17 protein-coding genes are annotated in these 19,036 nt (G+C 67.9%); 4 read left to right on the top strand and 13 right to left on the bottom strand.

What is annotated here, in order from left to right:
- Positions 1-82 precede the first annotated feature (82 nt).
- The 7 genes from ABL840_RS06735 to ABL840_RS06705 form a co-directional block, all read right to left on the bottom strand.
- Entirely contained in the window at positions 83-985 is a 903-nt protein-coding gene (locus tag ABL840_RS06735; protein WP_093196875.1) for a carbohydrate kinase family protein, read from the bottom strand.
- A gap of 64 nt (positions 986-1,049) precedes the next feature.
- Positions 1,050-2,498 carry a zinc-ribbon and DUF3426 domain-containing protein gene (locus tag ABL840_RS06730; protein ID WP_093196877.1) on the bottom strand — a complete coding sequence of 483 codons (1,449 nt, stop codon included), beginning with the start codon at positions 2,496-2,498 and terminating at the stop codon, positions 1,050-1,052.
- An 85-nt stretch (positions 2,499-2,583) separates the two neighbouring features.
- Positions 2,584-3,474 carry a 50S ribosomal protein L11 methyltransferase gene (gene prmA, locus ABL840_RS06725; RefSeq protein ID WP_093196879.1) on the bottom strand — a complete coding sequence of 297 codons (891 nt, stop codon included), beginning with the start codon at positions 3,472-3,474 and terminating at the stop codon, positions 2,584-2,586.
- 15 nt (positions 3,475-3,489) lie between these two features.
- Complete coding sequence (gene accC, locus ABL840_RS06720; RefSeq protein WP_093196881.1) at positions 3,490-4,839, bottom strand: acetyl-CoA carboxylase biotin carboxylase subunit; 1,350 nt, start codon at positions 4,837-4,839, stop codon at positions 3,490-3,492.
- Positions 4,840-4,841: 2 nt separating this feature from the next.
- On the bottom strand, positions 4,842-5,315 hold the full coding sequence (accB, locus tag ABL840_RS06715) for an acetyl-CoA carboxylase biotin carboxyl carrier protein (RefSeq protein WP_093196883.1): 474 nt from the start codon (positions 5,313-5,315) through the stop codon (positions 4,842-4,844).
- A 100-nt stretch (positions 5,316-5,415) separates the two neighbouring features.
- Positions 5,416-5,964: a TlpA family protein disulfide reductase gene (locus ABL840_RS06710; RefSeq protein ID WP_093196885.1), complete on the bottom strand. Its 549-nt coding sequence runs from the start codon at positions 5,962-5,964 to the stop codon at positions 5,416-5,418.
- Positions 5,965-6,561 (bottom strand): hypothetical protein, encoded by a 597-nt coding sequence (locus ABL840_RS06705; RefSeq protein ID WP_093196887.1) that lies wholly within the window; start codon positions 6,559-6,561, stop codon positions 5,965-5,967. It lies immediately after the preceding gene.
- A gap of 111 nt (positions 6,562-6,672) precedes the next feature.
- Between ABL840_RS06705 and mpl the strand changes: the two genes are divergently transcribed.
- Both mpl and ABL840_RS06695 read left to right on the top strand, forming a co-directional pair.
- Positions 6,673-8,076, top strand: coding sequence for a UDP-N-acetylmuramate:L-alanyl-gamma-D-glutamyl-meso-diaminopimelate ligase (gene mpl / locus ABL840_RS06700; RefSeq protein ID WP_093196889.1), 1,404 nt, complete (start codon positions 6,673-6,675; stop codon positions 8,074-8,076).
- Positions 8,073-8,591, top strand: a complete 519-nt coding sequence (locus ABL840_RS06695; RefSeq protein WP_093196891.1) for a cupin domain-containing protein — start codon at positions 8,073-8,075, stop codon at positions 8,589-8,591. Before mpl ends, ABL840_RS06695 begins: the two co-directional genes overlap by 4 nt.
- Before the next feature lie 8 nt (positions 8,592-8,599).
- Here ABL840_RS06695 and ABL840_RS06690 read toward each other — a convergent pair whose 3' ends face one another.
- From ABL840_RS06690 to ABL840_RS06665, 6 genes are all read right to left on the bottom strand, one after another.
- Entirely contained in the window at positions 8,600-9,718 is a 1,119-nt protein-coding gene (locus ABL840_RS06690; RefSeq protein ID WP_093196893.1) for a 3-deoxy-7-phosphoheptulonate synthase, read from the bottom strand.
- A gap of 237 nt (positions 9,719-9,955) precedes the next feature.
- Entirely contained in the window at positions 9,956-10,489 is a 534-nt protein-coding gene (locus ABL840_RS06685) for a hypothetical protein (protein WP_093196895.1), read from the bottom strand.
- A gap of 83 nt (positions 10,490-10,572) precedes the next feature.
- Entirely contained in the window at positions 10,573-12,033 is a 1,461-nt protein-coding gene (gene tldD, locus ABL840_RS06680; protein WP_093196897.1) for a metalloprotease TldD, read from the bottom strand.
- 55 nt (positions 12,034-12,088) lie between these two features.
- A complete protein-coding gene (gene rodA / locus ABL840_RS06675; protein ID WP_093196898.1) occupies positions 12,089-13,243 on the bottom strand; it encodes a rod shape-determining protein RodA in 1,155 nt (384 codons plus the stop codon).
- 32 nt (positions 13,244-13,275) lie between these two features.
- Positions 13,276-15,120 (bottom strand): sensor histidine kinase, encoded by a 1,845-nt coding sequence (locus ABL840_RS06670; protein WP_093196900.1) that lies wholly within the window; start codon positions 15,118-15,120, stop codon positions 13,276-13,278.
- A gap of 6 nt (positions 15,121-15,126) precedes the next feature.
- Positions 15,127-15,861, bottom strand: coding sequence for a response regulator transcription factor (locus ABL840_RS06665; RefSeq protein ID WP_170217082.1), 735 nt, complete (start codon positions 15,859-15,861; stop codon positions 15,127-15,129).
- A gap of 399 nt (positions 15,862-16,260) precedes the next feature.
- Between ABL840_RS06665 and ABL840_RS06660 the strand changes: the two genes are divergently transcribed.
- Positions 16,261-16,854: a YqiA/YcfP family alpha/beta fold hydrolase gene (locus ABL840_RS06660; RefSeq protein ID WP_093196904.1), complete on the top strand. Its 594-nt coding sequence runs from the start codon at positions 16,261-16,263 to the stop codon at positions 16,852-16,854.
- Positions 16,855-16,923: 69 nt separating this feature from the next.
- A complete protein-coding gene (locus ABL840_RS06655) occupies positions 16,924-18,990 on the top strand; it encodes a ribonuclease catalytic domain-containing protein (RefSeq protein ID WP_093196906.1) in 2,067 nt (688 codons plus the stop codon).
- Positions 18,991-19,036 lie beyond the last annotated feature (46 nt).

Genomic DNA, 19,036 nt, shown 5'->3' with positions numbered 1-19,036 from the left:
AAAAGCCCGGCACCTCACGGTGCCGGGCTTTTTTTATTCCCTCATCGCCCCAGCCTCGCCGGGACGCTGGTGGAAAGAAGTATCAGAGACCCAGCGCCTTGCGATCGATCTCGTAGTTCTGCGGGCCACGCTGCGCGATCTTGATCGCACCCACCTTGTTGCCCAGCGCCGCGCATTGCGCGAGCGACCAACCCTTTTCCAGCCCGAAGAGCAGCGCGCCGCGCCATGCGTCGCCGCAGCCCGTGGGCTCGACGACCTCGGTGGCCACCACGCCCGGCACGTGCTCGCGCTTGCCGTTCGTCCACACTTCGCAGCCCTCGGCCGCCAGCGTGACCACCAGGCCGCGCACGCGCTTCGAGATCTCGGCCAGGCTCCAGCCGGTGCGCTGCGACAGCATCTTGCCTTCGTAGTCGTTCACCACCACCCAGCTCGCGAGCTCGACGAAATGGCGCAGCGCCTCGCCGTCGAACATCGGCAGGCCCTGGCCCGGATCGAACACGAAGGGAATGCCGGCGGCGGCGAACTGCTCCGCGTGCTGCAGCATGGCGTCGCGGCCATCGGGCGCGATGATGCCGAGCTTGATGTCGTCGCGCGCCGCCACCTTGGTGATGTGCGCCTGCTGCATCGCGCCGGGGTGGAAGGCGGTGATCTGGTTGTTGTCGACGTCGCTCATGATCATCGCCTGCGCGGTGAAGGTGTCGTCGAGCTGGCGCACGAACTCCGTGCTGATGCCCAGCGAGCGCATGCGCTCGAGGTACGTGGCGCCGTCGCTGCCGAGCGTGGCCATGGGTAGCGCGGCGCCGCCCAGCGCATTGAGGCTGTATGCGATGTTGCCCGCGCAGCCGCCGAAGTCACGGCGTAGCGTCGGCACCAGGAAAGACACATTGAGGATGTGCAGCTGGTCCGGAAGGATCTGGTCGGCGAACCGGCCCTCGAAAGTCATGATGGTGTCGAATGCGAGGGAACCGCAAATCACTGCTGCCATGGTTAGCCGTTGGTTGTGTTGAGTGGATGAAAACGAGAGGGACGCATGCGTGCACGCGCCCCGCTCAGGGATAGAAAGCCTCGACGCGATAACCCGCGACAGGCGGTAGTGCCGCCGCTTCGGAGGCAGACAGGGAGAGAGGCAGCGAGGCAGCGCGATCGGCGCGCGCAGCCAGCACCGCCGGGGCACCGTAGTCCGCCGGCATCAGCACGCGACGCACCACGGCGCGCTCCTGCGTGTCGAGCAGCGAGAGTTCGACGGCCGGCATCGCAAGCGGCACGGTGGCGCCGTTGCGCAGGGTGAAGCTCAGGCGGTAGTCGTTGCCGCCGCTCTTCTCGCGCGCGAAGGCCGCGCCTTCGATCACGATGTCGCCGATCTGGCGCAGCGCGCCGAGTTCGCAGCCCGTGTACTGGCACAGCGCCGCCAGCGCGGGCCGCAGGTTGGGCTGGCGCGCGACGATGCCGTCGCGCTCGTGGTGGATGATCTGCAGGACGAGCAGCAACGCGGCAAGCACCACCAGCAGGACCAGCACGACGCGCACGCCCTTGCGTTGCCAGAAGCCCGTCGGCTTTTCCGCGGAATCGTCTTCGTCGGCAAAGGGATGCCCCACTGGCAGTTCGAAATCCGAAGCGCGCGCATTCAGCTCGGGCTCGCTCTCCGCCTGCACCACGATGGCCGGAGCCTGCGCAGCAACGCGCTCCTCGCGCGCCTTGGCGCTCGCGATCTTGGCCGACTTGGCGCGTGCACGGCGCAACGCCTTCTGCATCTGTACCTGGTCGTGCTCTTTCTCCTGCTGCTCGCGTGCCCTCTCCCGCTCCGCATCTTCGCCTTCGTCGCTGGCACGCTCGATCAGCGTGCGCATCGTCGTCGCCTTGGCGCGCGAAGCGACAGGCAGCGGCGGAGCCGGGGGTGGCGGTGCAGGAGGCGGCGCCGCGAGATTCAGGTCGATGTTCGGGAACGGCGGCAGCGTGCTCGGCGGCGGCCTCCAGGCAGGCTCGCTGACATCGAGGTCGGACCACGGCTCGTCGGCGGCGATGCCGTGCTCGGGCAGGGTCAGCGAGAACGCAGGCAGCGGTGCGGACGGTGGCGGTGGCGGGCGGTCTTGCGCCGGGGGCGACACGACCGCCGGGGCCGGCGCGAGCACCAGGGCATCCGGCGGCAGCAGATCCTCTTCCTCACGGGACCGATGCTGATGCTCGGGCTCGTCGTCGAAGAAATCCGCGTCCTCGGTCGTCGACGCAGCGGGTGCCGGCTCTTTCTCTTCGATCGGGGGCTCAGGCAGAGACGCGGGTGGCGCGGACTCAGGGGCAGGCTGCTGCTCGACCAGTCCCGGCATGTAGCCGCTGCCCTGCACCGGTGCCGGCGAACCGTCGCCCGTCTCGTGCAGGTCGAGCGTGGCATCGAACACATTGCTGCAGCGGCCGCAGCGCACCCAGCCATCCGAGATGCGAAGCTGGTCTCGCACCACCTTGAAGGTGGTGGTGCAGGCGGGGCAGCGCGTGACAAGGCTCATGACCGGGCGATTGTAGGGTTGCGCCCTCGCCGCGGGAGGGCTGCAAGGCGACGCAAAAAGCCGGCCAGCCGCGCGCAGCGGCCGCTCAGCAGCGAGCGGTCATGAGGATCCAGCCGTCCTCGGCGTCGCTGACTTCGAGCGTGGCGTACGGCGCGTAGGCCTCTTTCAGCTCCTCGGCCTGGCGCTCGAGGATGCCGGCCATGACGAGCGATCCGCCCGCCTTCACGTGGCTGCGCAGCAGGGGCGCGAGCACCTTGAGCGGCGTGGCCAGGATGTTGGCGAGCACGATGTCGTATTCGCCCTTGGCGGCTTCGGGCAGCCCGGCCTTCAGCTTCACGCCGTTGGCCTCGGCATTGAGCACGGTCGAGGAAACCGCCGCCTCGTCGATGTCGACGGCGTCGATGTCCGTCGAACCGAACTTCGCCGCGCCGATCGCCAGGATGCCGGAGCCGCAGCCGTAGTCGAGCACGCGCAGGTTGGCCAGCGCGCCCTCGCCCTGGGTCGCGATCCAGCGCAGGCACATGCGCGTGGTGGGATGCGTGCCGGTGCCGAAAGCCAGGCCCGGATCGAGCCGGATCACCTGCTTCGCCTGCCCGGGCGGCTCATGCCACGTCGGCACGATCCAGAACTCTGGAGTGACCTCGACGGGCGCGAACTGCGACTGCGTCAGGCGCACCCAGTCCTGCTCGGGCACCGGCGCGATGCCGAGCACCTCGCAGCCTTCGAAGAAATCCTGCAGCGCGAGCACGGACGAGGCTTCCTTCGCCTGGGCTTCGTCGGGAAACAGAGCGATCACGCGCGAGCGCTGCCAGCCCTCTTTCGGCGGCGGCATGCCCGGCTCGCCGAACAGCGCCTGCTCGGCGTCGGTCTGCGCGTCGGCGTCTTCCACCGACACGCTCAATGCATCGAGTGCATCGAGCGCCTCGCACAGCGTATCGACCCGGTCTTCCGGCGCCATCAGGCGGAGTTCAAACATCGCGATATTCCAGGCTCAGCGCTTGTGCGCAGCCAGCCACTCTTCGAGGTAGTGGATATTGGTGCCGCCGCTCATGAACTTGGCGTCGACCATCAACTCGCGGTGCAGCGGGATGTTGGTCTGGATGCCTTCGATCACCGTCTCGTTCAGCGCTGTGCGCATGCGGGCCATGGCCTGCTCGCGCGTGTCGCCGTACACGATGATCTTGCCGATCATCGAATCGTAGTTCGGCGGCACGAAGTAGTTGGTGTACGCGTGGGAGTCGACGCGAACGCCCGGGCCGCCCGGCGGATGCCACATGGTGATGCGGCCCGGCGAGGGGGTGAACTTCCAGGCGTCTTCCGCGTTGATGCGGCACTCGATGGCGTGGCCGTGCATCTGGATCTGGCGCTGCGTGAACGGCAGCTTCTCGCCGGCGGCGACCATGATCTGCGTCTTGACGATGTCGATGCCGGTGGTGAACTCGGTCACCGGGTGCTCCACCTGCACGCGCGTGTTCATCTCGATGAAGTAGAACTCGCCGTTTTCGTAGAGGAACTCGAAGGTGCCGGCGCCGCGGTAGCCGATCTTCTTGCAGGCCGCGGCGCAACGCTCGCCGATCTTCTCGATCAGCTTGCGCGGGATGCCGGGCGCAGGCGATTCCTCGATCACCTTCTGGTGGCGGCGCTGCATGGAGCAGTCGCGCTCGCCGAGGTAGACCGCGTTCTTGTGCTTGTCGGCAAGCACCTGGATCTCGATGTGGCGCGGGTTCTGGAGGAACTTCTCCATGTACACGGCCGGATTGTTGAAGGCCGCCTGGGCCTCCGCCTTGGTCATCTGGATCGCGTTGACCAGCGCAGCCTCGGTGTGCACCACGCGCATGCCGCGACCACCGCCGCCGCCTGCCGCCTTGATGATGACGGGGTAGCCGATGGCGCGCGCGATGCGCTTGTTGGTGGCCGCGTCGTCCGAGAGCTCACCCTCCGAGCCGGGCACGCAGGGCACGCCGGCCTTGATCATCGCCTGCTTGGCTGACACCTTGTCGCCCATCGTGCGGATGTTGTCGGGCGTCGGGCCGATGAACTGGAAGCCGCTTTGCTCCACGCGCTCGGCGAAGTTGGCGTTCTCGCTCAGGAAGCCGTAACCGGGGTGGATCGCCTCGGCGTCCGTCACCTCGGCCGCCGAGATGATCGCCGGCATGTTGAGGTAGCTCTGCGACGAGGGGGCCGGGCCGATGCACACGGCCTCTTCGGCGAGCTTGATGTACTTGGCGTCGCGGTCAGCCTCGGAATAGACCATCACGGCCTTGATGCCGAGCTCGCTGCAGGCGCGCTGAATCCGGAGGGCGATTTCCCCCCGGTTTGCAACCAGGATCTTCTTGAACATGCTTACTCGATGATGAACAGCGGCTGTCCGTATTCGACCGCCTGGCCGTTTTCGCCGAGGATCTGGGTGATGGTGCCGGACTTGTCGGCCTCGATTTCGTTGAGGATCTTCATCGCCTCGATGATGCAGAGCGTGTCGCCCTCGTTGACCTTGCTGCCGACCTCGACGAACGCCGGGGCGCCCGGGCTCGACGAACGGTAGAAGGTGCCGACCATCGGCGACTTCACGGCATGGCCGGCCGGCGCGGCCTCGGCCGCCGGAGCGCTGGCCACGGCTGCAGCCGCCGGAGCGCCGGCAGTCGCGACGGGCGCCGCCGCGGTGGCCTGGGGAGCGGCCAGGGTCTGCACATACTGCACCGGAGCAGCACCGCCGCCCTTGACGATGCGAACCTTGCCTTCGGTTTCCGTGATTTCCAGTTCGGAAATATTCGATTCGGACACCAGATCGATCAGTGTCTTGAGTTTGCGCAGATCCATGAGACTCCAGTGCCGGCTGTGCCGGTCTTCAGGGCATAACTTGTTCGAAAATCGGTGATTTTCGGCGTTCGGCGTCTAACGCCAGCGTAAGCGACTGATTCTAACCATGAACCAGTTCACGCCGCCAAGTGTCCAGGTCGGTCGTCTCGAGCTTGCCCATTTTACGGGCGGCCACGGAGCCGTTCGCATTCAGGACCAGCGTGAAGGGCAATCCGCCACCCGTATTGCCCAGGTTCTTGACCAGCTCGGTGCCCTGCAGGCCGGCCAGGCCGGTCGGGTAGCTGACCGGCGTACGCTGCAGGAATTTGCGTACGGCGCTGGGCTGATCGATGGCCAATCCGACCACTTGCCATCCATTCGCGCCATTTTGGCGGAAGAAGGCGTCGATCATCGGCATTTCCTCGACGCATGGCGGGCACCAGGTCGCCCAGAAGTTCAGCAGCAGCGGCTTGCCGCGCAGGCTGGACAGGACGAGGCTACCGCCCTCCGGACGCTCGAAGCTCTGGGCCCAGAAGGCCGCGTCGAGCATCTCGCCCCCGCCCGCGCTGCCACCGCGCTCCTTCCACCAGGCGCCGCCGACCCCGGCGGCCGCGGCCACAGCCGCCACGCCGGCATAGAGCATGCCGCGTCGGGTGGGCGAAGAAGTCATTCACTTGTCCTTTTCTCGTTCAATCAGTCGGCGCAGTGCGGGCAGGTCGCCGCGCGGCACGCGCCCCTGCGCGTCGGGCTTCAGGGCCCCGCGAAGGTCGTCGAGGTCGTACACCAGCAGATGCACGCCGATTTCCTCGCCGAGCGCCCGGCTCGATGCATGCACGCTCAGGGCCTCGACCTGCTCGCCATGAAAGCCGGTCACCATGCGCGGCTCGTAGTCCACATGGTGATCGATCAGCGCTATCTCGGCCGATTTGGAATCATCGCAGAACAACTGAATATAAATGTCCGACAGGCGGGTGGCCGTTCCGTGCCACACGGCACCACCCACATGAGGGCGGAAGGCCGCCATGCGCTCCATCCATTCGAGCGCGAGCAGGCGCAATGCATGCAATTCCTGCGGCTGGGTGTCGGCACAGAAAAGCTCGATGTACTCGCGGACCTCGGCCTCGACCTCGTCGTTGTTCGGCAGCGCGGTGCGCGTCGGAAGCCCCAGGTCGCGCAGGGCCCGGCGCTTGGCCGGCCCGTACTCGAGCCCCTCCTCGACGACGAGGCGGGCTGCTGCGGCGGCGATTTCGCGCTTGGACGTGTCCATCGGGGCATTTTGCCCGCAGTAGGCGCCCCTCACATGAACATCAGTACGAAGCCCGGGACAAGCGCGCGAGCGAGCCAAGGGTGCCGCACATCGCTTCCCTAGAATCGACCGATGCACATTCATATCCTCAGTATCTGCGGCACTTTCATGGGCGGCGTGGCCGCCCTGGCTCGCGAAGCCGGCCACCGGGTCACGGGCTGCGACGCCGGCGTGTACCCCCCGATGAGCGACCAGCTGCGCGCCCTCGGCATCGACCTGATCGAAGGCTTCGGCGCCGATCAGCTCTCGCTCGCGCCCGACATCTTCGTGGTCGGCAACGTGGTGTCGCGTGCCCGGCTGCCCGACGGGAGCCCAAAGTTCCCGCTGATGGAAGCCATCCTCGACGCCGGCAAGCCCTACACCAGCGGCCCGCAGTGGCTGGCCGAACATGTGCTGCTGGGCCGCCATGTCCTGGCGGTGGCCGGAACGCACGGCAAGACGACCACCACCTCGATGCTGGCCTGGATCCTCGAAAAAGGAGGCAAGGCCCCCGGCTTCCTGGTGGGCGGCGTGCCGCTGGACTTCGGCGTCTCGGCCCGGCTGGGCGACGGCCCCGCCTTCGTGATCGAGGCCGACGAGTACGACACGGCCTTCTTCGACAAACGCAGCAAGTTCGTTCACTACCGACCGCGCACCGCCGTGCTGAACAACCTCGAGTTCGATCACGCGGACATCTTCGACGATCTGGCCGCCATCGAGCGCCAGTTCCATCACTTGGTGCGCACCGTGCCGGGCACGGGTCGGCTGGTGGTGAATGCCACCGAGGAAAGCCTGCAGCGCGTGCTGGCCCGGGGCTGCTGGAGCGAACTCGCGCGCTTCGGCGCCAAGGGCGAATGGCAGGCCAGCGGCACGCACGACGCCTTCGACGTGCTGCTGCGCGGCGAGACAGTCGGCCGGGTCGAATGGGAACTCTCCGGCCTGCACAACCAGATGAACGCGCTGGCCGCCATCGCCGCGGCCGAGCATGTGGGCGTTGCGCCGGCCGATGCCGCCCGTGCGCTCGGCAGCTTCCGCAACGTGCGCCGCCGCATGGAACTGCGCGGCACAGTCGAGCGCGAAGGCGGCGCGATCACGGTCTACGACGATTTCGCCCACCACCCCACCGCGATCCGCACCACGCTCGACGGCCTGCGCAAGAAGCTGGACGCCGCCGGCCGAAAAAGTGAGCGCATCCTCGCTGCCTTCGAGCCGCGCAGCAACACGATGAAGCTGGGCGTCATGGCGGCGCAGCTGCCCTGGAGCCTGGAATCGGCGGACCTGTCGTTCTGCCACACGGCCGGACTCGACTGGGACGCCGCCGCGGCGCTCGCGCCCATGGGCGAGCGCGCGAAGGTCGCCGGAGCCATCGAACCCCTGGTCGAGCAGGTCGTTGCCGCCGCCCGGCCGGGCGATCACATCGTCTGCATGAGCAACGGCGGCTTCGGCGGCGTGCACGACAAACTGCTTGCGGCGCTACGGGCGCCGACGGCATCATGACCGCCATGCCCATCGCACGCGCGCGCGAACTGGTCGAGACCCTGAAGCTGCAGCCCCACCCCGAGGGCGGCTGGTACAGCGAAGTGTTCCGCTCCGCGTCGAGCGTCACGCCTGCCGATGGGCGCGCTCCGCGCAGTGCGCTGACCAGCATCTATTACCTGCTCGAGGGGGGCCAGCATTCGCGCTGGCATCGCGTGCTGTCCGACGAGGTCTGGGTTCACCTGGAAGGCGTGCCGCTCGCGCTGTGGACCTGCGACGCCGCGATGCGCACGGCGCCGGCCCACGTGCGGCTGGGCCCGGTCGACGTGCATGGCACCCGCCCCCAGCACGTGGTGCCGGCCGGCCAGTGGCAGGCGGCGCAGCCGATCCAGGGTCACAGCTCGGGCGACTACACGCTGGTCGCCTGCATGGTTGGGCCGGGCTTCGACTTCGCCGATTTTTCCCTAGTGCCGCCCGACAGCGACGAGGCTGCGTCGATGCGGCACCACTGGCCCGACCTGGCTGGCCTGCTCTAGCCCGTTTTTCAGCCCCTGCGACGCTTGACCGCTTGCGAGAGCGTGTCCAGCACCTGCACCGAATCGTCCCAGCCCAGGCAGGCGTCGGTGATGCTCTTGCCGTATTCGAGGCCCGAGAGCTGGTCCTTGCCCGGCGTGAACTTCTGGGCACCCGGCAGCAGGTGGCTCTCGACCATCACGCCGAAGACCCGCTTCGAGCCGTCTGCGATCTGTCCGGCGATGTCCTTCGCCACGTCGATCTGCTTCTGGTGCTGCTTAGAGCTGTTGGCGTGGCTGCAGTCGACCATCAGCGTGGGCGGCAGCTTGGCGGCCTCGAGGTCTTTACACGCCGCTTCGACACTGGCGGCGTCGTAGTTGGGCGCCTTGCCGCCGCGCAGGATCACGTGGCAGTCGCGGTTGCCGTTGGTCTGCACGATCGCGACCTGGCCGTTCTTGTGCACCGAAAGGAAGTGATGGCCGCGCGCCGCAGCCTGGATGGCGTCGGTGGCGATGCGGATGTTGCCGTCGGTGCCGTTCTTGAAGCCGATGGGCGCCGACAGGCCCGAGGCGAGTTCGCGGTGCACCTGGCTTTCAGTGGTGCGCGCGCCGATGGCACCCCAGGAGATCAGGTCGCCGATGTACTGCGGCGAGATCACGTCGAGGAACTCGCTGCCCGCCGGCAGGCCCAGGCGGTTGATGTCGATCAGCAGCTGGCGCGCGATGCGCAGGCCTTCGTCGATGCGGAAGCTCTCGTCCAGGTACGGGTCGTTGATGAGGCCCTTCCAGCCGACCGTGGTGCGCGGCTTCTCGAAGTACACGCGCATCACGATTTCCAGCGTGCCGGCGTATTTCTCGCGCTCGACCTTGAGGCGGCGGGCGTATTCGATCGCGGCGGCCGGGTCGTGGATCGAGCACGGGCCCATGATCACCAGCAGCCGGTCGTCCTTGCCGGCCATGATGTTGTGGATGCGCCGGCGGGTGTCCTCGATCAGCGTCTCGACCGCGGTGCCGCGGATGGGGAAGAAGCGGATGAGGTGTTCTGGAGGGGGGAGCACGTTGATGTCCTTGATGCGTTCGTCGTCGGTCTTGCTGGTTTTTTCGACGCGCGCATACCAGCTGTCGCTGGTGGGGGAGTTGTTCGTGCTCATGGTGCTTCTTCCTTGTGTGCTGGAGTTGGAATCGAGGGGCCAAGAAAAAACCGCCGGGGCTTGAGGCCACCGGCGGTTTTGGGAGGGTATTCGTGTGTGCTTTTTACGCGCTCGCCTCTCGTCCGCCGGAAACCGGGAACCAAAAGTAGGCAAAAAAGTAAGCGCGGAGAGCGGACATGGGTTGGCAATGTAGCACGGAAAAGCAAAACCCGGTCAAGGAACCGGGCTCGCTGTTGTTTACCGGTAGCCCGATTCGTTGGCGTTGTGGATGATCCAGATCAGGTTGCCGGAGGAGAAATCTCCCATGCCGCCACCCGCGAAGATCAGGCGGCCCTGGCCCTTGTAGGTCATCTCGAAACGATGGCGGTCGCTGCCGAAATAGAAGGGAATGAAGGCCTTGCCGGTTACATATGCGCCCTGGTCGGTGGGCTGGCCGGCGATGTCGGTGACCTGCCTGGCGCTCATGCCGATCTGCAGGCGCGCGAACTTGCTGTTGCGCGCCGGATTGCCGGTGATCTCGCCTTCGTAGCCGTTCAGGCCCTTGACGGTGCGGCCGCTGCCGGCCTCGACCTTGGACGAATCGGTCACGTTGCCCTGGGCATCCATGCCGGCCTTGGCACCGCCACGCGCGGCGGGTGCCGGAGCAGCGGCCGCGGGGGCCGCCTCAGGCTGGCTGCCCGAACTGCCGCGCGATGCGCAACCGACGGTGGCCAGCACCACCATGGCGGTCGCGGCCCACAGCACGGCGGGCGAATTGATCCTGTTCCCCATTGAAATGCTCCTTGATTCGTCGTTCGCAAAAAAAGGAGCGCAGCTTAGCAACCGAAGGAAACAGCCGGCAAGTGCCGAAAGTCCTAAGCCGTTCCACCTACAGTCAGGCCGTCGATGCGCAGGGTGGGCTGGCCGACGCCGACCGGCACGCTCTGGCCTTCCTTGCCGCAGGTGCCGACGCCCGAGTCGAGCGCCATGTCGTTGCCGATCATGGTCACGCGGGTGAGCGCGTCGGGGCCGTTGCCCACGATGGTCGCCCCCTTCACCGGGTACTGGATCTTGCCGTTCTCGACCCAGTAGGCCTCGCTGGCCGAGAACACGAACTTGCCGCTGGTGATGTCGACCTGCCCGCCGCCGAAATTGGTGGCGTACAGGCCCTTCTTGATGCTTGCGACGATCTCCTCGGGTTCCTTGTCGCCGCCGAGCATGTAGGTGTTGGTCATGCGCGGCATCGGCACGTGGGCATAGCTTTCGCGGCGGCCGTTGCCGGTGGGCTTGACCTTCATCAGGCGGGCGTTGAGCGCATCCTGGATGTAGCCCTTGAGGATGCCGTCCTCGATCAGCACGTTGCGCTGGCTGGCGTTGCCCTCGTCGTCCACGTTCAGCGAGCCGCGGCGGTCGGCGATGGTGCCGTCGTCGAGCACGGTCACGCCCTTGGCCGCCACGCGCTGGCCGATGCGGCCCGAGAAGGCGCTCGAGCCCTTGCGGTTGAAGTCGCCCTCCAGCCCGTGGCCGATGGCTTCGTGCAGCAGGATGCCGGGCCAGCCGGAGCCGAGCACCACGGTCATTTCGCCAGCCGGAGCCGGACGGGCGTCGAGATTCGTCAGGGCGGCCTTCACGGCATGGTCGACGTACTCGGCGATCTGCTCGTCGGAAAAATAGGCCAGGCCGAAACGCCCGCCGCCGCCGCCGGAGCCGATCTCGCGGCGGCCGTTCTGCTCGGCGATCACGGTGACCGACAGGCGCACCAGCGGCCGCACGTCGGCGGCCAGGGTGCCGTCGGCGCGGGCCACCAGCACCACGTCGTACTCGCTGGCCAGCCCCGCCATCACCTGCGCCACGCGCGGATCGCGCGAACGGGCGAGCTTCTCGACCCTCTCGAGCAGCTTCACCTTGGCGGTGCTGTCGAGCGTGGAAATGGGGTCGATGCCCTGGTAGAGCGAGCGGCTGGAGGCGATCTTGCGGGCCGCCGTCTTCACCTTGCCGGCACGGCCGGCTGAAGAAATGGAGCGGACGGTGCGCGCCGCGTCGAGCAGCGAGGCCTCGGAAATGTCGTCGGAATAGGCAAAAGCGGTCTTCTCGCCGCTGACCGCGCGCACGCCGACGCCCTGGTCGATGCTGAAGCTGCCGGTCTTGACGATGCCTTCCTCGAGGCTCCAGCCCTCGCTGCGGGTGTACTGGAAGTACAGGTCGGCGTCGTCCACCCGGTGCGCGGTGATCTCGGCCAGGGCCTTGCTCAGGTGCGATTCGTCGAGGCCGAACGGCGTGAGAAGGAGCTGTTGCGCCGTGGCGAGGCGCTCGATGGTGGGTTCGCGGGAGATCATCCCCCCATTCTAGGCAGCCACCCTCTTCCGCGCTGCCCCGAAGGACACTCCGGCGCTAGTTCTGCGCCAGCCTCCTGGCCCGGGCGATCGACATCAGGATGCCCAGCCCCAGCCCCAGCGTCACCATCGCGGTGCCGCCGTAGCTGATGAAGGGCAGCGGCACGCCCACCACGGGCAGGATGCCGCTGACCATGCCCATGTTCACGAAGGCGTAGGTGAAGAAGATCATGGTCACCGCCCCCGCCAGCAGGCGCGAGAACAGCGTTCCGGCGTTGGCCGCGATCACCAGCCCCCGGAAGATCAGCAGGATGAAGGCCGAGATCAGCGCTAGGTTGCCCATGAGCCCGAATTCCTCGGAATAGGCGGCGAAGATGAAGTCGGTGGTGCGCTCGGGGATGAATTCGAGGTGCGTCTGCGTGCCCTGCATGAAGCCCTTGCCGCCCACGCCGCCCGAGCCGATGGCGATCATTCCCTGGATGATGTGGAAGCCCTTGCCCAGCGGGTCCTTGCTCGGGTCGAGCAGCGTGCACACGCGCTGCTTCTGGTAGTCGTGCAGCACGCGCCAGTCGACCCCGTCGGCGCAGAGCCTCGACTCGAATCCGACGATCAGCGTGATGGCCACCGCGCCGATCACCACCGGCGGCACGATCAGCTTCCAGGGCAGCCCGGCGAAGAAGATCACCGACAGCCCCGCCGCCAGCACCAGCAGCGAGGTGCCCAGGTCGGGCTGCTTCATGATGAGCCCGACCGGTACCGCCAGCAGCGCGGTCGCCACCACGAAGTCGAGCGGCCTCAGCTGGCCTTCGCGCCGCTGGAACCACCAGGCCAGCATCAGCGGCATGGCGATCTTCAGGATCTCGCTGGGCTGGATGACCACGCCCACGTTGATCCAGCGCTGGGCGCCCTTCTTGGTGATGCCGAACAGCGCCACCGCCACCAGCAGCGCCACGCCCATCGTGTAGAGCGGCACGGCGGCCAGCATCAGCCGCTGGGGCGGCACCTGCGCCACCACGAACATGATGAAACCGGCCAGCAGCATGTTGCGGCCATGGTCGACGAAACGGGTTCCGTGGTCGTAACCCGAGGAATACATGGTCAGCAGCCCGGCGAAGGCGAGCAGCAGGACGGCAAAGGCCAGGAAGCCGTCGAAGCCCTGGAAGATGGGCGCAATTCGACGCGCCAGGGAGGGCTGATTGAACACGGCGGACATGAAGGCGGATTATCTCCGCCCCGCCGGCCGCCTCAATCGAATTCGAGCTGAACGACCGTGCGCCCCGGTCGGCTTTCGACCGTCAGCCGGGCCCCGATGGCCCCGGAGCGCTCCGCCAGCGACCGCGGCCTGTGCTTGGCCGCGTCGAAGCCCTTGCCGTTGTCGATCACCCGCAGCTGCACCGTCTTGCCCTGCATGCCGGCCTCGAAGCGAAGCACGGTGGCCTCGGCGTGCTGCAGCACGTTGGAGATGGCCTCGAACAGCAGGAACTGCAGTTGACGCATGCCGTGCGCGTCGAGCCCGGCCACCGGCTCCACCTCGTCCACCGCCCATTCGAACTCGATGCCGGCGGACGCCAGGCGGGGCTCCAGCCGGTAGCGTGCGGCCGCGAGCAACGCGCCCACGTCGCCCGGCGGCAGGTGGATGGAATCGATCTGCAGCTTGAGCTGGTCCAGCGAATCGCGCAGCGTGCGCAGCAGGTCGCCCGAGCTGCTCTGGCCCGACTGCAGCTGCCGGATGGCCGAGCTGATGTGCGAGCCCACGCCGTCGTGCATCTCGCGCAGGATGCGCTCGCGCTCGTGGGTGCGAGCCTGCACCTGCGCCGCCGCCTCGAGCTCGGCATAGGTGGCCGCCAGTTCGCGCTCGCGCTGCGCCACCCGCTCGGCCAGGGCGGCGACCGAGCCCCGCGCCTGCAGCGTCGCCGCGCGGAAGCGCCGCAGCACGATCAGCAGCAGCACCGCGCCGAAGAACACCGACGAATAGCGCACCCAGGTGGTTTCGCCGTAGGCGTCGCTCAGGCGGATCACCAGCCAGTCGCGCGCGGCCAGGGCCACCGTGACCAGCGCCGCGCCGGCCATCAGCAGGCGGTCGTCGTTCGGGTTGCGCAGCGTGGCGACGGCGAAGGCGCCGACGAAGGCGGCGACGAACACGAGCTCGACGGCGAGCCAGCCGGTGAACCACGCCGGCTCGTCCCGCTGCAGCGACAGCGCGCTGAAGATCACCGTTCCGACCACGATGCCCGCCACCGGCCAGCGCACCCAGCGATGGCCGCGCTCGTTGGCCCAGCCCGCGAGGTGGTAGACGAACATCATGGAGGCGGCCGCCCAGCCGGCATAGCAGGCCGCCATCAGCACGCCCCACGGCCCCCAGGACAGCGGCGGCTCGGCGATCAGGCCGTCGACCATGCGCGCCGCCCAGAAGATCTCCGCCAGCGCGGCCCAGAGATAGATGCCCACGCGTCGCTGCACCCCGCCGGCGTCGACGTCGAGCTGCGTGAGCCACAGCGCCAGCGCGATGCCGCCCACGATCAGGCTGAAGGCCATCAGCAGCACCGAGCCGGTGAAGCGCCACGCGTTGGCGCTCTCGAAGAGCTCGTTGCGCACCGTCGCGGCCGGCCCGACGACCACCTGCGACAGCCCCGCGAGGCGGGCGGTGTCGGCATGCAGGCGGATCTGCAGCAGGTTTTCGCCCTTGCGCAGCAGCTTGCCGGGCACGGGTACGTAGATGGGCGCCTTGGCGTAGTCGGCGTCGTTGCCGCGCTTCATGTCGCCATAGGTCTGCAGCAGCGCGTCGTTGAGCTGAACCTCGAAGACGTTGCCCACGCGCGGGATAAAGATGCCCCACGGCGTCTCGGGCTCGGCCTCGAGCGTGAACGGCAGGTCGAAGCTGGCGGTGCCGGGGCGCCCGTTGAACTGACGGTCCCAGTGATAGGAAAGCTCGACCGGCTCCGTGCGGGTGACGCCGTCGACCGTGGTGGTCACGGTGCCCTGGCGCAGCTCGATCGGCGCCTCGGACGCGGCCGCGACGGAAATACCGACGATGCCCATCAGGAGCATCGCCAGCCACGGCATCACCAGCGACACCCAGTTCTGTCGCATCTGCGCTCAGCCCGGATGAGACAGCAGGCCGAGACGCGTCGCCTCGAAGACCGCCTCGCTCTTGGAATGCACCGCGAGCTTTCCGTAGAGGTTCTTGATGTGGGTCTGCACCGTATGCACGCTCAGCCCCTTGAGCCGGGCGATCTCCGCATAGGAGAAACCGCGCGCGATCAGCGTCAGCACCTCGTGCTCGCGCGCCGAGAGCAGGCCGCGGTCGGCCTCCTCCGCCGCCGCCTCGGGCGTGGCGCCCGGCGTCGAGCCGGTGGGCGCCGCGGTCTGCAGGCTACGGTACTTGGCGAGCACGCGCCGCGCGATCATGGGCGAGATCGGCGAGGCGCCGGCCTTCATCTCGACGATGGTCTGCGCGATGTCCTCCGGCGCGGCGTCCTTGTGGATGTAGCCCACGGCGCCCGCCTCGATGCTGGCGAGCACGTTCTCCTCGTCGCCGAAGACCGAAACGACCAGCGGCTCGCAGCCGGGAAAGCGCGACACGGCGTCGCGGATCACGTCGAGGCCGGTGCCGTCGGGCATGCCGAGGTCGACCAGGAGCACGTCGGGAATGGTGGTGGTGCGCGACAGCCAGCCCAGCGCTTCCTGCACGGTGCCGGCGCTGCCGAGCCAGAAAAGGCGCGGGCTGCGCTGCACGCTCGCCTCGAAAAAGGCGCGCGCGCGGCTGTCGTCTTCGACGACGAGCACGCCCCAGCGGCGTAGCGTCGCGTCGTCCTGAGCCTCGATGTTCATCCTCCGAGCATAAGCCTCGGCGCGCACCGGGAATCCATGTGCACATCCCTCGTTCATGGGATACGCGCGGCAATGGGCTTGTCAGAAACTCTGGCCGCTTTTTTCCGGGCGCCTTCCGCCCTGCTCCGCGCAGGCGAAGTAACCGGAACGTAGGCGGTTCGCGCAGCACGCGAACGCAACTTGAATACTTTCGAATTCCAGATGCGCGACATGCACTGGAACGGGACGGGCGGGATGCCGGCGCGACCCCGGGGAGCTCGCAGGCCGGGCTTTACCGAAGAACCCGCCCGGCCGGGTTTTTTGTATGTTGGAGGCGGCCTCGCGAGAACAGACCTCATGCAGAATTACCCGTTCCCGGCAAGCGAGGTGCGGTCGCCGCACCTCCCGTCTCTTCCTCGCATGGATCCGCAAACCACCCACCTGCTCTACCTGCACGGTTTCCGCTCCTCGCCTCGCTCGACCAAGGCCCGGGTCGTCGCGGACCGCGTCGCGCGACGCCATCCGAACCTGCAGTGGTGGTGCCCGCAGCTGCCGCCGTCGCCGCACGACGCCATCGACATGGTGATGAAGGGCATCGCCCACTGGCCGCGCAAGTCGATGGCGGTGGTGGGCTCGTCGCTCGGCGGCTACTACGCCACCTACGTGGCCGGCATGACGCGCTGCCGCGCGGTACTGCTCAACCCGGCAGTGCATCCCGCGCGCGACCTCATGCGCTACATCGGCGACCAGACCGTCTGGCACGACCCGGCCGAGCATTTCTACTTCCGCCCCGAATACATCCACGAGCTGCGCGCGATGGAAGTCGGCCCGCTCACGCGGCCCGAGCGCGTGTTCGCCATCATCGCCAAGGGCGACGAGGCGCTCGACTGGCACGAGATGTCCGCGCGCTACCCCGACAGCAACATCAAGCTGCTCGAGGGCGGCGACCATGCGCTGTCCGATTTCGAAAAGGCCCACCTGGACGACGTGATGGCCTTCATCAACCCGATCTAGGCTCCCCGAGCTCGTCCGGAGCGCCTGCCCCCGGAATTCCGGCGGGTTCAGCATGGGACAATCCGGGCCATGTTTGTATTGTTTGAAGAAGCCGGCAAGTACCTCGGCGGCCGCGTGCTGTCGGAGGCCGAAGCATCGGCGCAGGTCGAGCTCGACACCGGCAAGCGCGTCAAGGTCAAGGGCGCCAACATCGTCCTGCGTTTCGAGAAACCGGCCCCCGCCGAGCTGATCGCCGAAGGGCGCTCGCTCGCCGCCTCCCTGGACCTCGACCTCGCCTGGGAATTCGCGCCCGAGGGCGAATTCGGCTTCGCCGAGCTGGCCGCCGAATATTTCAGCGAGAAGCCCTCGCTCGCCCAGCAGGCCGCCGCCCTGTTCGCGCTGTTCGAGGCGCCGCACTATTTCCGCCGCGCCGGCAAGGGTCGCTTCAAGAAGGCGCCGGCCGAGATCGTCCAGCAGGCGCTCGCCGCCATCGAGAAGAAGAAGGCCATCCAGGCGCAGATCGCCGAATGGGCCGCGCAGCTGGCCGAGGGCGTGTGCCCGGCGCCCGTGCGCGAGCAGCTCTACAAGATCCTCTTTCGCCCCGACAAGAACGCCCCAGAGTACAAGGCCGTGGTCGAGGCCGCGCGCACCACGCAGCGCGCTCCGCTCGACCTGCTGGAGCGCGCAGGCGCCATCGATTCGCCCTACCAGTTCCACTGGCGGCGCTTCCTGTTCGAGAACTTCCCCAAGGGCACCGGCTTTCCCGCGCTCGCCGCGCCCGCCATCGCCGACGATCTTCCGCCGGCCACCGGCGTGCAGGCCTTCTCCATCGACGATTCCCAGACCACCGAAATCGACGACGCGCTCTCCGTGCAGGGCCTGGGCACGGGCACCGTCACGGTCGGCATCCACATCGCGGCGCCGGCCCTGGCGCTCACGCCGGGCAGCGCCATCGACAACGTGGCGCGCGCGCGCATGTCGACGGTCTACATGCCGGGCTACAAGATCACGATGCTGCCCGACGAGGTGGTCGACACCTACACGCTGCTCGAGGGCGGCGACCGCCCGGCCGTGTCGCTCTACGCGCGCTTCGACGAAGCCACGCTGGAGCTGCAGGGCACCGAGACGAAGCTGGAGCGCGTGCCCATCGTGGCCAACCTGCGCCACGACCAGCTCGACACCGTCGTCACGCAGCAGTGGCTCGAGGACGCCTCCTTCCAGGGCGAGGGCACGCCCGAAGCCGCCACCCGCCTGCGCGCGCCGCTGTCCTTCCTGTTCCGCCTCGCGAAACAGTTGAAGGCGCAGCGCGAGGTGGTGCGCGGCAAGCCCGAGAACTTCAACCGGCCCGACTACAACTTCCGCCTCGTCGGCAACGACGGCGCCGAGCCCACGGGCGGCGAGCAGGTGCAGATCAGCACGCGCCAGCGCGGCGCGCCGCTCGACCTGATCGTGTCCGAGGCGATGATCCTGGCCAACAGCAGCTGGGGCGGCTGGCTCGGCGAGCTCGGCGTGCCCGGCCTCTATCGCAGCCAGGCCAGCCTCGCGCCCGGCATCAAGGTGCGCATGGGCACGCGCGCGCTGCCGCACGCGGGCCTGGGCGTGAAGAGCTACGCCTGGAGCACCTCGCCGCTGCGCCGCTACACCGACCTGGTGAACCAGTGGCAGATCATCGCCGCCGCGCGCCACGGCAAGACCGCCGCGCTGGCCGCGCCCTTCAAGCCGAAGGACGCCGACCTGTTCTCCATCCTCTCGGGCTTCGACGCCGCCTACGCCGCGTACAACGCCTACCAGGGCGGCATGGAGCGCTTCTGGACGCTGAAGTACCTGCAGCAGCAGGGCATTTCCGAGCTGGAGGCCACCGTCATCAAGGACATGCCCAACGGCGCCCTGGTGCGCGCCGACACGCTGCCGCTGGTGTTCCCGGTGGCGGGCCAGCAGGAACGCGGCGCGCGCCTGCGCGTGAAGCTCGGCGAGATCGACGAGATCGCCCTCAACGTGAACGGCACGGTGCTCGAGCGCCTCGACTCGCCGAAGGCCGACGCGGCCGCCGGCCAGGAGGGCGACGAAGAGGAAGAAGAAGTGGTTGCGGGCCCGATCGCCATTGCCGTCGACCTGAACGACAGCGAGGCCGCGCCAGAAGAAAACACGCCAGCATGAAACCCGGCGGATCGTCGTCCGGAGAAATGATGCGGCCCCTGGAGGA

Source organism: Variovorax sp. NFACC27, from assembly GCF_048301545.1.
In the GTDB taxonomy this organism is placed as follows: Bacteria; Pseudomonadota; Gammaproteobacteria; order Burkholderiales; family Burkholderiaceae_C; genus Variovorax; species Variovorax gossypii.
Note: the sequence above shows the minus strand (reverse complement) of the source record. Positions and strands in the feature narration are given on the sequence as shown.

Coding starts and splice junctions, on each gene's coding strand:
- ABL840_RS06735 (WP_093196875.1), bottom strand. CDS start 985: ATGGCAGCAGTGATTTGCGGTTCCCTCGCATTCGACACCATCATGACT.
- ABL840_RS06730 (WP_093196877.1), bottom strand. CDS start 2,498: ATGAGCCTTGTCACGCGCTGCCCCGCCTGCACCACCACCTTCAAGGTG.
- prmA (WP_093196879.1), bottom strand. CDS start 3,474: ATGTTTGAACTCCGCCTGATGGCGCCGGAAGACCGGGTCGATACGCTG.
- accC (WP_093196881.1), bottom strand. CDS start 4,839: ATGTTCAAGAAGATCCTGGTTGCAAACCGGGGGGAAATCGCCCTCCGG.
- accB (WP_093196883.1), bottom strand. CDS start 5,315: ATGGATCTGCGCAAACTCAAGACACTGATCGATCTGGTGTCCGAATCG.
- ABL840_RS06710 (WP_093196885.1), bottom strand. CDS start 5,964: ATGACTTCTTCGCCCACCCGACGCGGCATGCTCTATGCCGGCGTGGCG.
- ABL840_RS06705 (WP_093196887.1), bottom strand. CDS start 6,561: ATGGACACGTCCAAGCGCGAAATCGCCGCCGCAGCAGCCCGCCTCGTC.
- mpl (WP_093196889.1), top strand. CDS start 6,673: ATGCACATTCATATCCTCAGTATCTGCGGCACTTTCATGGGCGGCGTG.
- ABL840_RS06695 (WP_093196891.1), top strand. CDS start 8,073: ATGACCGCCATGCCCATCGCACGCGCGCGCGAACTGGTCGAGACCCTG.
- ABL840_RS06690 (WP_093196893.1), bottom strand. CDS start 9,718: ATGAGCACGAACAACTCCCCCACCAGCGACAGCTGGTATGCGCGCGTC.
- ABL840_RS06685 (WP_093196895.1), bottom strand. CDS start 10,489: ATGGGGAACAGGATCAATTCGCCCGCCGTGCTGTGGGCCGCGACCGCC.
- tldD (WP_093196897.1), bottom strand. CDS start 12,033: ATGATCTCCCGCGAACCCACCATCGAGCGCCTCGCCACGGCGCAACAG.
- rodA (WP_093196898.1), bottom strand. CDS start 13,243: ATGTCCGCCGTGTTCAATCAGCCCTCCCTGGCGCGTCGAATTGCGCCC.
- ABL840_RS06670 (WP_093196900.1), bottom strand. CDS start 15,120: ATGCGACAGAACTGGGTGTCGCTGGTGATGCCGTGGCTGGCGATGCTC.
- ABL840_RS06665 (WP_170217082.1), bottom strand. CDS start 15,861: ATGAACATCGAGGCTCAGGACGACGCGACGCTACGCCGCTGGGGCGTG.
- ABL840_RS06660 (WP_093196904.1), top strand. CDS start 16,261: ATGGATCCGCAAACCACCCACCTGCTCTACCTGCACGGTTTCCGCTCC.
- ABL840_RS06655 (WP_093196906.1), top strand. CDS start 16,924: ATGTTTGTATTGTTTGAAGAAGCCGGCAAGTACCTCGGCGGCCGCGTG.